Genomic DNA, 14,454 nt, shown 5'->3' on the forward strand with positions numbered 1-14,454 from the left:
ATGCCGGAAATCAATAATAAACGACTGGAAAAACAGTGGGCCCGGGATGAACGGGTGGCCAGGCTCCATGCAGCCCACCCGGACCTGGCTGCCTTAGATAAAGCGCAGAAAGAACTGGTGGCTAAACTGGTCCGGGAGGCCATTAAGGACCCGGACCTGGTCCCGGGCCTGGACCAGCGGTATCAAAATATCCTGACCGAAAAGGAGGCCCTCCTGGCCAAGTATGGCATCAGCCCGGATGTCTACCAGCCCGACTGGGACTGCCCCATTTGCCAGGACCGGGGGATGACTAAGGACGGCCACCCCTGCCGCTGCCGGCAGAAAGACCTGCGGGCCAGACGCTACCGGGAGGCCGGCCTGCCGGACAATGCCAGGGATATGCGCTTTGAGACCTTTGACGTCAGTCTCTACACCCCGGAAACCGATGCCGCCGACAAGGTCAACCGCTTAAAGACCTTCGTCAGTAAGCTGGCCCAGGGGGTGCCCATGGGTAATGTCGTCCTCCGGGCGGATATCGGCCGGGGGAAGACCCACCTGGCCCTGGCCACGGCCCAGGCGGCCCTAGACCGCGGCCTGAGCGTTATCTATGTTCGCGCCGATCAATTAATGGAAAATTTGCGCAATGAGCTCTATGACGATGCCAGCAGCGGCCGAGTGATGCACCGGGTCAAAAGCTGCGACCTATTGGTTATCGATGACCTGGGCCGGGAGTCGGTCAGCGAATTTGTCATTACCCAGCTGACCGACCTCATTGAAGACCGGAATGCCAGCCGGCGGAGCTGGTTCATCAATACCAACCTCAAGGGCCAGGAAATTGCCGACCGCTATGGGGCCCGGCTCAGTGACCGGATTTTTGAAAAGGCTACATTTTTCTTTTTAGAAAGAAAGGGGAGTATCCGCCGGCTAAAAGGGTCAAGTGAGGTGGATATGGTATGACGAAGAAAGTGAAAAAAATCAGCCTGGCCCTGATTTTGTGCCTGGCTATGCTCCTCTGTGCCTGCTCCATACCGGGCAGCTCCGATGGACAAGGGCCGGAAACGGCAAGCCGGCAGGCCCAAGTCGTCAGCGTCCAGGAAGACCAGGCCTATACAGATGCCCCTTCAGTGGTGGCCTACCTACGGGTCTATGGCCACTTGCCGGATAATTACCTAACCAAGCGGGAAGCCCGAGAGAAGGGCTGGGTGCCTGAAAAGGGCAACCTCCGGGACCTTGGTCCCATGGCCACCATTGGCGGGGACCGGTTTGCTAACAGGGAAAAACAGCTGCCGGACAGGGAAGGCTTGCGCTATAAGGAATGCGATGTCAACTATGATGGTGGCCCGCGAGGGCCAGAGCGCCTGGTTTACGATAACGAAGGAAACATTTACTATACCCAAGACCACTACCGCCATTTTGAAGACGTAACAAAGGAGGGGCCGGCATGATTATTATTGACGGCAGAGACATGTTGAACCGGGACACTATCCATGATTACCTCAAAAACAAATTCAATCTATCGGCCCATTATGGCGAAAACTTGGATGCCCTCTGGGATGAGCTCAGCGAACGCGATGGGCTTGCCCTGGTCTTCTTACATGCCGATGAAATGGTCGATGCCCTGGGCCCCTATGGCAATGCCCTCTTGGCCCTCTTTCGGGACCTGGTCCAGGAAAACCCCAATAACCGCTTATTCTATGAAATGCCGCCATCAATTGACCCTGGCTGTAAAAATTGATAGAATAAGGTGTAACGGGAAACCGCTACTCAAACAGCTGGTCGGTGATCAGGCTGTTTGAGTTTTTTGCATGTTTAGAAAAAATGAATGGCTATTGATGAAATAAATGAGGTGAAGGTATGCCGGGATTGGTATTATTAGGCTCTCAATGGGGCGATGAAGGTAAGGGTAAGGTGACGGACTACCTGGCGGAAGAAGCGGACCTGGTCGTCCGCTACCAGGGCGGCAATAACGCCGGCCATACAGTGGTCGTAAATGGCGAGGAATTCAAGTTGCGGCTCATTCCTTCCGGGATTATTAACGGGAACGCCACCTGTGTCATTGGCAACGGGGTCGTGGTGGATATCCACGTCCTGCGCCGGGAGTTAGATTATTTAAAAGAACGGAATGTAGACGTTTCTCGGCTGCGGATTAGCGACCGCTGCCACTTGATTATGCCCTACCACATCCTCCAGGATGAATGCGAAGAAAAGGCCAAGGGCAACCTAAAAATCGGGACCACAAAGAATGGGATTGGCCCCTGCTATATGGATAAGTGTGCCCGGATTGGCTTGCGGATGGGAGACCTTTTAGACCCGGACCGGTTTAAAAGCCGGCTGGAAGAAGTCCTGCCCATCAAAAATAACCTGCTCAGCAAACTTTACGGGGAAAAAACCTTTGAAGTTGATGAAGTCCTCCGGGAGATGACCGAAGACACAGCCTTTTTGAAGGACATGGTCTGTGACACTTCCTGGCTCTTACACGAAGCCTTAACGGCCGGCAAGAAGGTCATGTTTGAAGGGGCCCAAGGGACCCTCCTGGACTTAGACCATGGGACCTACCCCTATGTCACCTCTTCCAATCCCATTTCCGGTGGGGCGGCTGTCGGTGCCGGCGTGGCCCCCTGGCAGATTCAGAATGTCCTGGGGATTGTCAAGGCCTATACGACCCGGGTTGGGGCCGGTCCTTTTCCGACTGAGCTGGAAGATGACATGGGCCAGCTTTTACAGGAACGGGGCCATGAATTTGGGACCGTGACCGGCCGAACCCGCCGGTGCGGCTGGCTGGACATGGCAGTGGTCAACTATGCCATCCGCTTATCCGGGATGACCGCCCTGGCCCTGATGAAACTGGACGTCCTGGACAGCTGTGAGACCATCCAGATTGCAACTGGCTATAAGTTAGACGGGCAGGTCATTGACCATTTCCCGGCCTCCCTGGATGACCTGGAACGGGTTGAGCCCATCTATGAAAGCCTGCCGGGCTGGCAGGAAGATACCTCGGCCTGTCGCCGCTTCGAAGACCTGCCCAAGGCTGCTCAAGACTATGTCAACCGGATTGAAGCCCTGGCAGGGATTCCGGTAAAAATTGTAGCTGTGGGTCCCGGTCGTGAAGAAACGATTGTGCGCGACGCTATTTTTTAAACGAAACGGATAAGTATGGCAAAGAAAACATTTTTTCGTGGGGCGATGATTTTAACCCTGGCCGGTGTCTTGGGTAAATTCCTGTCGGCCGCCTACCGGGTTCCCTTTAACCGGATGGTGGGGGCGGAAGGGGCCGGCATTTACAGTATGAGCTACTCCATCTACTCCATCATTTTTGCCCTATCAACAGCCGGGATTCCCCTGGCGGTTTCTAAACTGGTGGCCATGAGTGAAGAACGGGCTGAGAAAGGCGAAAGTCTTCGGATTGTCCGGGTGGCCTTGATTCTTTTGGCCTGTGTGGGCCTGGCGGCGGCGGTCCTCTTTTTCCTGGCTGCCCCCTGGATTGCCACCGTTTACTTTAATGAACCCCGGGCCGCCTGGTCCTTACGGGCCCTGGCGCCGGCCATGCTTTTCAGCTGCCTGATGGCTGTCTTTCGTGGCTTTTTTCAAGGCCGACAGAATATGGTGCCGACAGCTATTTCTCAGATTTTAGAGCAGTTTTTCAGAGTCGGGACCATCTTGTTGTCCCTCTTTTTACTCCTGCACAAGCCGGTGGAATATGTGGTGGCCGGGGCCAGCTTTGGGTCCATGGTCGGGGGCGTTTGCGGCTTCTTATTCCTAGCCCTTGTTTTTGTCCGCTTTTTACGGAAGCACCGGACTGACCAGGGGCCCTTTCCCGGCCGTGACCCGGCAAGGGACCAGGCTGTTTTAAAGCAGCTCCTCTATTATGCGGTGCCGATTTCCATTGGTGCCCTCTTGCTGCCGATGACGAGTTTTATCGACTCCTCCCTGGTGGCCCGTCGGCTGGAGTTTGCCGGGATGGGCCATAGCGAGGCCATTGCCCAGCTGGGCTACCTGTCCAACTACGCTATGCCGATTATCAACCTGCCCTTTATCGTGACCACAGCCATTTCGGCCAGTCTGGTGCCGGCAGTTGCCGATGCCCTGGCCCGGCATGACCAGGATGACCTTTTCCACAATGTTCGCCAAGGGATGCGGTTGACCATGGTCCTGGTCCTGCCGGCCTCAATGGGGCTGGCTGTTTTATCGACCGGGATTTCCACCCTCTTATATAATGATGCTGAGGCCGGCAGCGTTTTAGCGGCCCTGGCCTTTACGGTCTTTGTTGTTGGCCTCTACCAGTGCTCAGCCAGCATTTTGCAGGGCCTGGGCAAGGTTTTAATCCCTATGTACCACCTGCTCCTGGGGCTGGTGCTGAAGTTTGCCCTGACATGGGTTCTGACCGGCTATCCGGCCCTTGGCGCCAGCGGGGCGGCCTTAGCGACGGTCTTGGCCTTCGGTTGTGCTGCTGTCCTCAACGTCGTCCGCCTGTCCGGGGTTATTGGCTGGGGCTGGTGTGATCCCCAGCTGGTCTTTCTTAAGCCCTTGCTGGCAAGTCTTGTCATGGGTCTCCTCTGCTATGGGACCTATGGCCTCCTGACCACCTGGATTTCAGCCTCCTGGGCAACCCTCTTGGCCATTATGCTGGGTGGTCTGGCTTATTTTGTGGTTCTTTTCGCCATCAAGGGGATTGACCTGGATACCCTGGCGGCTATTCCCAAGATTGGTCCCAAGCTAAAAAAAATATTGGGGCAAAAACAGTAAGCTTCAGCTAACAGGACCTTGAAAACCGCTTGAAATTCACATATTTACTGTTTTTACGCTTTCATTTGCCTATATAATGTGGTAAAATGCAAGCAAGCTATGGAATCATCTTCTTACTTTTCTAATCGATCTGGGGAGGGATTATACTTGAACAAATCTGAATTAGTCGCTAAGGTTGCTGAAAAATCGGGTCTGACTAAGAAAGACGCAGAAAAATCAGTTGCTGCTGTATTTGAAGCCATTACTGAAACCTTAGTTGATGGTGAAAAAGTACAATTAGTCGGGTTCGGCACTTTTGAAGTGCGCGATCGCAAAGAACGTCAAGGGCAAAACCCACAAACGAAAGAACCGATTGTTATTCCGGCAACCAAGGTTCCGGCATTCAAGGCTGGGAAATCTTTAAAAGAAGCGGTTGTTGGCAAATAATTGCAGTTCACGGACCTGTCAAGCCTTGGCAGGTCTTTTTTACATAAGTGCATGGTCAAGAAAGGCGGCAGCATGCGGTTAGATAAATTCTTAAAGGTGTCACGGTTAATCAAGCGGCGGACTGTAGCCAAGGATGTCTGTACAGCCGGCAAGGTATCGGTCAATGACCGGGTGGCCAAGGCCGGGACGGAGGTGGCCGTCGGTGATGAAATTACCATCCGCTTCGGTGAGAAGACCCTGGTGGCGGAAGTCCTTGATTTAAAAGAAACCGTCCGTGCCAATGAGGCAGACCAGCTGTATCGCATTATTCGTCAATAGGGAAGGAGGGCCCGGTGTGAGCGAACAGGCTAAAAGACCAGCCAACCCTTTATTTAATCGACATGTGACGGATATTTTCCGTCGGTTTTTCTTTAGCCCAAAAGAAAAAACGCCCTATAGGAGTGCTTTTGAACGGTTGCGTTGGCGAAACGTCTTCTTTGCCTTCCTGGTGCTCTACTTAAGCGTTTCTTTTGTGACCGGGTGTTATTTGATTGTAGACCTGAAGGCCCAGGAGAACCAACTCATTCAAACAAGGATTGAGGCCCTCCAGGAACAGGAAAATATCAAAGAAGATGTTTTATACATGAAGACCGATGAAGCGGTAGAGGAAGTGGCCCGGGAAGAATTGGGCATGGTCAAGCCCGGGGAAGTGCTGATTACCCAGAAAGACGCCACGCCTACCGGCTAACTATTGACAGTTTTATGTGGCAACTCTATAATGAATAAGAAAATAATATTAATTTTAAGGGGAGGCTTGCACCATCTATGTCCATTGCTAAAGGGCAGATTCTTAAAGGAACAGTCACGGGTATCACAAATTTTGGCGCATTTGTAAAACTGGAGACCGGGGATACTGGTTTGGTCCATATTTCCGAGGTCGCAGACAGCTTTGTGAAAGATGTGAATGATTTTCTTAAGGTTGATGATGTCGTTAAAGTATTTGTTGTCAGTACAGATGATAAGGGCAAAATTAGCCTATCCATCAAACGAGCCAAAGAAAAGAAAAAACCACAACGCCCGTCACTGAGTTTCGAGGATAAAATCTCGCGCTTTATGAAAGACAGCGATGAGAAACTAGCATCCCTGAACAAGAACATGAATGCGAAACGTCGCAGCGGCAATCGCTATTAATTTTGAAACCACCTTTATCATTGGCGATAAAGGTGGTTTTTACATAGGAGGCAAGTATGCGGGCTGTTTTTGATATTGGAAGCAATAGCGTCCGGCTGGCTGTAGCTGAGCTGGACAGTGGTAAACTGCGTGAAGAAAAAGAATACCTGGCTTTTAGTCGCCTGGCAGAGGGGCGGGCGGTCGATGGAACGTTAACCGAGGCGGCCATCGACCGGACCCTGGCGGCGGTCCAGTCTCTCTATCCTAAGCTGCCGGCGGCAGCCCAAGGCCCCGGCCACTTGTTGGTGACCGCCACAGCAGCAGTCCGGCAAGCGCCGAACGCAGGCCAGTTGACCGACCGGCTGACCGACCTGGTCCAGGTGCCGGTCCGGATTTTAAGTCCAGTTGAAGAAGGCTATTACGGCTACACCGGGGCGACTGCCGATGCGCCGGTTTCCAGGGAAGAGGCCATCGTTTTGGATATTGGCGGTGGGTCTACAGAATTGAGTTTCTATCATGAGGGGCGGTTTCAGTCGCAGAGCTTTCCTTATGGCTGCCTGGTCTTAAAAGACCGGCCGGAAGAAATCAAGGCCCTTGTAGTGGCCTTAGACCGGTACCTGGAAACGATTGACCTCAAAGGCCGGACCTGTATCGGCGTAGGCGGTACCCTAACGACCCTGGCTGGCATTGTCCTGGGCCTGGCGGCCTATGATGGCCAGGCTATCCACCAGGCGGCTATTAAGCGCCTGGACTGGCTGCGCTTTATGGCCGCCTATGCCGGCATGACCGCAGAAGAGCGGGCAGCCATCCCCACCCTGGCCCCGGAAAGACGGGATACCATTTTACCGGGTCTGCTCATTTTAGACCTAGTCTGTAAGGCCTTGGGCCTAGAGGGCTACCTGGCCTCGACCAAGGATAGCCTCCAGGGGCTCCTCTTAAGTGACTTATATGAAGAAAGTGGGCAGGGGCGTCATGTATGAGGCCTTTCGGACCTTTGTAGAGGCAGAGGGGCTCATTGCAGATGGGGACAGGATCCTCATCGCTCTGTCCGGCGGGCCGGACTCCATGGCCCTCTGCGACCTGCTCTGCCGCCTGCGGGAAGACCGGCCGATTAGCCTAATGGCTGCCCACCTCAACCACCAGCTCCGGCCCGGGGCCGGGGCAGAGGCCCTGGCAGTGACTGCTTATTGCCGGCAGAAGAGGGTCCCCCTCGTTTATGGGACCTGCCAAGTCCGCCGGCTGGCCGCTAAAGAGAAAATCGGTGAAGAAGCGGCCGGCCGCCAGGCCCGCCGCCAGCTCTTTCAACAAGTGATGGCCCGCTGGGGGCTGTCGAAAGTTGCCCTGGGCCACCATGCCGATGACCGGGCAGAAACCATCCTCTTTAATATGATGCGCGGTGCGGGCGTCCGGGGCATGGCTGCCATGCCTACCCAGCGGGGGCCTATCATCCGGCCCCTGCTTTTTGCCCGAAAAGATGAGCTGGTGACCTACTGCCAAGCCCGGGGTCTGGTCTTTGCCCTTGATGAGACCAATACCGACACCGGCTATACCCGAAACCGGATCCGGCAAGACCTGGTTCCCCTCATGGAGGGGATTAATCCGGCTGCAGTCCGCCATGTGAACCAGATGGCCAGGCACCTGCAGGAACTGACAGACCTGGTCGAGGACCAGATGCTGATCCCCCTCATGAATCAGGCCAGCCCGGTCATTGCCGGAGAAATCGCCTTTCCCCGGCCCCTTTTACAAGACCAGCCCCCCTATGTGCAAAAGGCTGTCTTGGCCCGGCTCCGCCAAAAATTGACCGATAGAGAGGGGACCTTTAACGCCTACCAACTGGATACGGTCATTGATGTTTTAAATTCCCTACAAAATGATAAAACGATAGACGGCGGCTGCATTAAGGTGTATATTGAAAAGAACCACATCGTTTTAAGTGATGCGACGCAGCAAGAGAAGGGGTGCCCGGTAGGCCTTTGGCAGCCCCAGCCGGGTGAGTCCTTTAGGCTCCCGACCTGGCCCGGTTCTTTCCTGGTCAGCCGGACTGCACCGGCAGCCCCTTCTCTCTGGGACTTCTTTTTACCTGATGACAGGCCCCTGTGGGTCCGTACCCGACAGGCCGGTGATGTGATCCGGCGCCCCGGCTTAGGCCATCAAGCGCTGAAAAAAGTTTTCCAGAGCCAGCACATTTCCCACCGCTTGCGTGCACGCTGGCCTATGATTTGTGACCAAGCAGGTCAAGTGATGTGGATACCCGGATTGGCAAAAAGTGACGAAGCGTTATTCAATGAAAGAAATCATGCGAAAACGGGTATTTATATAAGAGCCGAGTTTAATGATGTGACCAATCATTAACAGGCCATATCAACTAGAGGAGGACGTGCATGAATAAAAAAGCATGGAAGAGTTTTGTGATCTACCTTGTGATCTTCCTGCTGTTTTTGTCCCTGCTGGAATACTTTACCAGCGGGCAGACCCAGCAAACGGAACAGGTCATCTATAGCCAAAACTATTCCGAACTGATTAAGGGTGCGGAAAAAGGTGATCTACAATCGATTGCCATCACCAGCTATGACAACTACCAGGAAGTTGAAGGGAAAACCAAAGACGGCAAGTCCTTTAGAATGAACATTCCCAAAAACTCATCGCAACTGGAAGAAGTCATGCTGGACAATGGGGTGAAGATTGAGCAAAAGGCAACCCCCCAGCCGTCACCCCTATTAAACTTATTAGGTACCCTTTTACCGATTCTGCTGCTTGTGGGGCTCTTTTTCTTTTTTATGAACCAAAGCCAAGGCGGCGGGGCCAAGATGAGCCAGTTTGGTAAAAGCAAGGCGAAGATGCAAGTGGACGATAAGAAAAAAGTCACCTTCAAGGATGTCGCCGGTGCCGATGAAGTGAAAGAAGAACTAAGTGAAGTGGTTGGCTTCCTGAAAGACCCCAGAAAGTATGCCCAAATCGGGGCGAAAATTCCCAAGGGGGTCCTGCTCTTCGGGCCACCGGGGACCGGTAAAACCTTACTGGCCCGGGCTGTGGCCGGGGAGGCCGGCGTGCCCTTCTTCAGCATTTCAGGGTCAGACTTCGTTGAAATGTTTGTCGGGGTCGGGGCCTCTCGGGTTCGGGACCTTTTTGAACAGGCCAAAAAAAATAGCCCCTGCATCATTTTCATCGACGAAATTGATGCCGTTGGCCGGCAGAGAGGTGCCGGTGTCGGGGGCGGCCATGACGAACGGGAACAAACCTTGAACCAGCTGCTGGTTGAAATGGACGGCTTTGATGACAATGAAGGCATTATCATCCTGGCTGCCACCAACCGGCCGGATATTTTGGACCCGGCCCTCTTACGGCCCGGCCGGTTTGACCGCCAGGTCACCGTTGGCCGGCCTGATGTCCGGGGACGGGAAGAAATCCTCAAGGTCCATGTCCGGAACAAACCCCTGGCTGCAGATGTTGACCTCAAGGTCATCGCCAAGCAGACGGTAGGTTTTACCGGCGCCGACCTGGCCAACCTGGTCAACGAGGCGGCCCTCCTGTCTGCCCGGGAAAACTTAAAGACCATCGGCCATGCCCAATTTGAACAATCCATTGAGCGGGTTATTGCCGGGCCGGAAAAGAAAAACCCGGCCAAGATCAGCGAAAAAGAACAGCGCCTGGTGGCTTACCACGAAGCCGGCCACGCCATCATCGGTCACTTCCTGCCGGAGTGTGACCCCATCCACAAGGTGTCTATTGTCGCCCGGGGCAATGCCGGGGGCTACACCATGTCCCTACCTGAAGAGGACCGGAACTACATGACCCGGACTCACCTCTTGAGCGAGGTCACCATGATGCTCGGCGGCCGGGTAGCGGAAGAAATCGTCCTCGGTGAAATTTCAACCGGGGCTTCCAATGACATTGAACGGGCCAGCAAGACCATCCGGCAAATGGTCACCCGTTGGGGGATGAGTGATGAACTGGGCACCATTGCCTTTGGCGAAGACCAGGAACAGGTCTTCTTAGGCAGAGACTTGGGCCACTCCCGTAACTACAGTGAAGCGATTGCCTATTCGATTGACAAGGAAGTCAAGCGGCTCATGGATGACTGCCATGCCAAGGCTCATGAAATCTTGAATACCCACCGGGCAGATTTGGATATTATCGCCCAGGCCCTTAAAGAAAAAGAGAACCTCAATGCCTATGAATTTAAGGGCCTCCTGGAAGGGCGGTCTTTAGAAGAGCTAGAAGTCGAGCAGGAAGCGCGGCGAGAAGAACTCGAACGCAAAAAAGAACTGCAGCGGAAAGGCATTGTTGACAATCGGACCAGTGAGGAAAAACGGGAGGACCGTCAGGCTGCCGACAATGATACCAACGATGACGCATAAGTGATTTTTTAAGCTGTCACTCTAGGGTGACAGCTTTTTCTTTTGCCCCATCTCTGCTGGGGCTTTATTTTTGTAAAAAATTGCGTTATAGTGGAAACATCTTAATATAAGTGAGAGGAAGGTGTTGACATGGCAGAAAAAAAGACGATCGTCAATAGCCTGCTATTTAAACTCATTGTAGGTATCGCTATCGGTATAGCCCTGGGCTCGGTAGCCAATGAGACAGTGATTGTCGTCATTGCCACTTTTAAAACGATTATCGGGGACTTAATCGGTTACATTGTCCCCCTAATCATCTTAGGCTTTATCACCCCGGCCATTGTTTCCTTAAAACAGAGTGCGGGCCGGATTTTAACCGTTACCCTGGTCATTTGCTATACCTCTTCGGTAGGGGCGGCCCTGATGAGCTTTGCCGCCGGTACAGTGATTATCCCCTACTTGAACATTAGAGACCATACGGGGGCCGGCCGGGAAATTCCCGAGTCCTTATTCCAGTTGACCATTGACCCGATTATGCCGGTCATGACTGCCCTCATTACAGCGGTCCTCATCGGGCTGGCGGTTCTATGGACCGATTCCAAGACCTGGGAGAATCTACTGGGCGAATTCCATAAAATTGTTCTCGCCATTGTGGAAAAAGTGGTCATTAATATCTTGCCCTTCTACATTGCTGCGACCTTTGCCGGCCTGGCCTATGAAGGGGCCATTATCTACGAATTACCGGTCTTTATCAAGGTCATCTTCATCGTTATTATTGGTCATTTTATTTGGTTAGCCCTCCTATATGGGATTGGGGGCTTTCTATCGAAGACCAACCCCAAGGAAGTCTTTAAGCACTATCCACCGGCCTATATGACCGCAGTCGGCACCATGAGTTCAGCAGCCACCCTGCCGGTTGCCCTCCGCTGTGCCCGGAAGGCCAAGACGCTAGATCCGGAAATTCGAGACTTTGCCATTCCCCTTTGCGCCAATACCCACCTTTGCGGTTCGGTGCTGACGGAAGTCTTCTTTGTTATGACCGTTTCGCAAATTCTCTATGGGGAACTGCCGGCGGTTTCAACTATGCTGATCTTTATTTTCCTGCTCGGGATATTTGCCATCGCTGCGCCTGGGGTACCGGGGGGAACTGTTGTAGCCTCCCTAGGCCTGGTCATTTCTGTCCTGGGCTTTGACGATAACGGCACGGCCCTGCTCCTATCGATTTTCGCCCTCCAGGATAGCTTTGGGACGGCCTGTAATGTAACCGGTGATGGGGCCATCAGCCTCATGGTCACCGGGATCTTTAAAAAAGTCCCTGGTCGCAATGGTAACCCGCCCCACCAGGAGGACGCCCTTAGCAGTGAACTGTAAAAAAAGACCTGTCTTCTGCAAAGAAGGCAGGTCTTTTTGGCTGAATAAGGCTATTAAGTTGACACATTCGCTAAATATAAGTACAATTCTAATAATAGGCCTATCATACCTATTAAAGCGCAACACGGGGAAGAAGAGGAGGGAAGACAATGTATACCATTGTTGACTACAAGCATTTAGGGGGCTTAACACACGAAATGAGTGTTGAGGCACCACAGCTGGCTAAGAAAGCACAAGCCGGTCAATTTCTGATTATTCGGATTAATGAGGAGGGCGAACGCGTGCCCTTAACCATTGCCGATTCAGATGCGGAAAAAGGTACCATTACCATTGTATTCCAAGCAGTTGGGCGGTCTACGGATGAATTGGCCCAACTGCGCACCGGTGACCAACTGGCTGATGTTGTTGGGCCACTGGGTCGTGCCAGCGAAATTGAAAAGTATGGTACAGTCGTGATTGTCGGCGGTGGGGTGGGAATCGCGCCTATTTATCCCATCGCTAAGTCACTGAAAGCAGCAGGCAACCACGTGATTTCCATCATCGGCGCCAAGAATAAGGACCTGCTCTTCTGGGAAGACAAAATGGATTCCGTCTCTGATGAATTGCACATTGCGACAGATGACGGTTCAGTTGGCCACAAGGGCTTTGTTACGGATATCTTAGAAGAGGTTTGTAGCAAGGGTGATGTGGCTGCGGTCTGGGCGGTTGGTCCCATGATTATGATGAAAAACTGCGCCCGGGTCACCAAACCCTTCGGCGTCAAAACCTTTGTCAGCATGAACCCGGTCATGATTGATGGGACCGGGATGTGCGGTGGTTGCCGGATCCAGGTCGGCGCGGATACCAAATTCGCCTGTGTTGATGGACCGGAATTTGATGGCCACCAGGTTGACTTTGACCTGGCTATGAAACGGTCTGCCTATCTAAAGAACTTAGAAGCAGAAGGTCGCCAGTTCTACCATGACCACCAATGCAACCTCGGTCTTGAGCACGATGACCGACCGGTAAAGGGGGTTTAACTATGGCCTCCAAAGCAGCTAGACATGAGATGCCCACCCAGGATCCGGGAGACCGCATCCGTAATTTTAATGAAGTCGCCCTGGGTTATGACCACGATACAGCCGTGGCTGAAGCTCAGCGGTGTTTGAATTGTAAAAATCCCCGCTGCGTCACCGGCTGCCCGGTATCTGTTACCATTCCGGCCTTTATTGAGGCGGTGGCCAATGATGACCTACCTCTGGCCGTTGAACGTTTAAAGGAAAAGACCAGCCTGCCGGCTGTTTGTGGCCGGGTCTGCCCTCAAGAAAACCAGTGCGAAGGCGAGTGCATCCTGGGCATCAAAGGGGAACCGGTGGCCATCGGGCGGTTGGAACGCTTTGTAGCCGACTGGGAAGCGGAAAACATGGAAACCAAGGCCCCAGAGATTGAATCCAATGGCCATAAAGTCGCCATCATCGGTGCAGGGCCTGCGGGCCTGGCCTGTGCCGGGGACTTGGCTAAAATGGGCTATGAAGTGACGGTTTTTGAAGCCCTGCATACCCCCGGTGGGGTTTTGATGTACGGGATTCCGGAATTCCGTCTGCCCAAGGCCGTTGTCCAGCGGGAAGTGGACTACATCCGCTCCCTTGGCGTTGAATTTAAGGTCAACAGCATCGTCGGTAAGCTCTATGATATTACTGAACTCCGGGATGAATTGGGCTTTGAAGCCTTCTTTATCGGGACGGGTGCAGGCCTGCCCCATTTTATGCACCTGCCCGGCGAAAACCTGAACGGGATCTTTGCCGCGAATGAATTTTTAACCCGGTCCAACCTGATGAAGGCCTATGATTACCCCAACCATGCGACCCCCATTAAAATTGGTAAAAGGGTAGCCGTTATCGGCGGGGGCAACGTGGCCATGGACGCAGCCCGGACGGCCCTACGGCTTGGTGCGGAAAAGAGCTATATCGTTTACCGGCGGAGTAAGGACGAGCTGCCGGCCAGAAAAGAAGAACTGGAACACGCCATTGAAGAAGGCGTTGAACTGGTCCTCCTGTCATCACCGATTGCCTATATGGGCAATGAAGATGATGTGGTGACCGGGATGAAGTTACAAAAATTTGAACTGGGGGAACCGGATGCCAGTGGCCGTCGTCGGCCCGTACCCATTGAGGGCGCCGTCGAGGAAATGCCTATTGATACAGTTGTTGTAGCCATCGGCCAAGGGCCCAACCCCATTTTGACAGATAATACCCCTCACTTAGATATTACAGACCGGGGCCTCATTATCACTGATGAGACCGCCCAAACGTCTATTGAGGATGTTTACGCTGGTGGCGATGTCGTTACCGGCGCAGCCACGGTTATTAAGGCCATGGGTGCCGGCAAAGAAGCGGCATATGCCATTGATCAATACCTGAAAAACAAGGCTGAGTAAGCCGGAGATAGGCGGACGCTCTCAGGGCGTCCG

15 protein-coding genes are annotated in these 14,454 nt (G+C 53.3%); all 15 read left to right on the forward strand.

Features of this window, described 5'->3' with window-relative positions:
- The 15 genes from ACKQTC_RS01495 to gltA all read left to right on the forward strand — a co-directional run bounded on the left by ACKQTC_RS01495 (position 1) and on the right by gltA (position 14,421).
- The gene (locus ACKQTC_RS01495) at positions 1 to 936 is read left to right on the forward strand and encodes an ATP-binding protein (protein WP_408976669.1); all 936 of its coding nucleotides are present in this window, start codon (positions 1 to 3) and stop codon (positions 934 to 936) included.
- Positions 933 to 1,424, forward strand: coding sequence for a ribonuclease domain-containing protein (locus ACKQTC_RS01500; protein ID WP_408976670.1), 492 nt, complete (start codon positions 933 to 935; stop codon positions 1,422 to 1,424). The genes ACKQTC_RS01495 and ACKQTC_RS01500 overlap by 4 nt, the downstream gene beginning before the upstream one ends.
- Positions 1,421 to 1,714, forward strand: coding sequence for a barstar family protein (locus tag ACKQTC_RS01505; protein ID WP_408976671.1), 294 nt, complete (start codon positions 1,421 to 1,423; stop codon positions 1,712 to 1,714). Before ACKQTC_RS01500 ends, ACKQTC_RS01505 begins: the two co-directional genes overlap by 4 nt.
- A gap of 119 nt (positions 1,715 to 1,833) precedes the next feature.
- Positions 1,834 to 3,117 carry an adenylosuccinate synthase gene (locus ACKQTC_RS01510; protein WP_408976672.1) on the forward strand — a complete coding sequence of 428 codons (1,284 nt, stop codon included), beginning with the start codon at positions 1,834 to 1,836 and terminating at the stop codon, positions 3,115 to 3,117.
- A gap of 15 nt (positions 3,118 to 3,132) precedes the next feature.
- The gene (locus ACKQTC_RS01515; protein WP_408976673.1) at positions 3,133 to 4,722 is read left to right on the forward strand and encodes a putative polysaccharide biosynthesis protein; all 1,590 of its coding nucleotides are present in this window, start codon (positions 3,133 to 3,135) and stop codon (positions 4,720 to 4,722) included.
- Positions 4,723 to 4,821: 99 nt separating this feature from the next.
- Positions 4,822 to 5,148: an HU family DNA-binding protein gene (locus tag ACKQTC_RS01520; protein WP_408976674.1), complete on the forward strand. Its 327-nt coding sequence runs from the start codon at positions 4,822 to 4,824 to the stop codon at positions 5,146 to 5,148.
- Positions 5,149 to 5,220: 72 nt separating this feature from the next.
- Complete coding sequence (locus ACKQTC_RS01525; protein ID WP_408976675.1) at positions 5,221 to 5,466, forward strand: RNA-binding S4 domain-containing protein; 246 nt, start codon at positions 5,221 to 5,223, stop codon at positions 5,464 to 5,466.
- 16 nt (positions 5,467 to 5,482) lie between these two features.
- Positions 5,483 to 5,875 (forward strand): septum formation initiator family protein, encoded by a 393-nt coding sequence (locus tag ACKQTC_RS01530; protein ID WP_408976676.1) that lies wholly within the window; start codon positions 5,483 to 5,485, stop codon positions 5,873 to 5,875.
- A gap of 77 nt (positions 5,876 to 5,952) precedes the next feature.
- Positions 5,953 to 6,318, forward strand: coding sequence for a S1 RNA-binding domain-containing protein (locus ACKQTC_RS01535; protein ID WP_408976677.1), 366 nt, complete (start codon positions 5,953 to 5,955; stop codon positions 6,316 to 6,318).
- A gap of 56 nt (positions 6,319 to 6,374) precedes the next feature.
- Positions 6,375 to 7,277 carry a Ppx/GppA phosphatase family protein gene (locus ACKQTC_RS01540; protein WP_408976678.1) on the forward strand — a complete coding sequence of 301 codons (903 nt, stop codon included), beginning with the start codon at positions 6,375 to 6,377 and terminating at the stop codon, positions 7,275 to 7,277.
- Entirely contained in the window at positions 7,246 to 8,649 is a 1,404-nt protein-coding gene (gene tilS, locus ACKQTC_RS01545; RefSeq protein WP_408976679.1) for a tRNA lysidine(34) synthetase TilS, read from the forward strand. Before ACKQTC_RS01540 ends, tilS begins: the two co-directional genes overlap by 32 nt.
- Before the next feature lie 29 nt (positions 8,650 to 8,678).
- Positions 8,679 to 10,655 carry an ATP-dependent zinc metalloprotease FtsH gene (gene ftsH / locus ACKQTC_RS01550; RefSeq protein ID WP_408976680.1) on the forward strand — a complete coding sequence of 659 codons (1,977 nt, stop codon included), beginning with the start codon at positions 8,679 to 8,681 and terminating at the stop codon, positions 10,653 to 10,655.
- Between the two features lie 129 nt (positions 10,656 to 10,784).
- A complete protein-coding gene (locus tag ACKQTC_RS01555) occupies positions 10,785 to 12,005 on the forward strand; it encodes a dicarboxylate/amino acid:cation symporter (protein WP_408976681.1) in 1,221 nt (406 codons plus the stop codon).
- A 149-nt stretch (positions 12,006 to 12,154) separates the two neighbouring features.
- Entirely contained in the window at positions 12,155 to 13,024 is an 870-nt protein-coding gene (locus ACKQTC_RS01560) for a sulfide/dihydroorotate dehydrogenase-like FAD/NAD-binding protein (RefSeq protein ID WP_408976682.1), read from the forward strand.
- Between the two features lie 2 nt (positions 13,025 to 13,026).
- Complete coding sequence (gene gltA, locus ACKQTC_RS01565; protein ID WP_408976683.1) at positions 13,027 to 14,421, forward strand: NADPH-dependent glutamate synthase; 1,395 nt, start codon at positions 13,027 to 13,029, stop codon at positions 14,419 to 14,421.
- The last annotated feature ends 33 nt before the right edge of the window (positions 14,422 to 14,454 follow it).

The organism is Peptococcus simiae (assembly GCF_046097595.1).
Lineage (GTDB): Bacteria > Bacillota > Peptococcia > Peptococcales > Peptococcaceae > Peptococcus > Peptococcus simiae.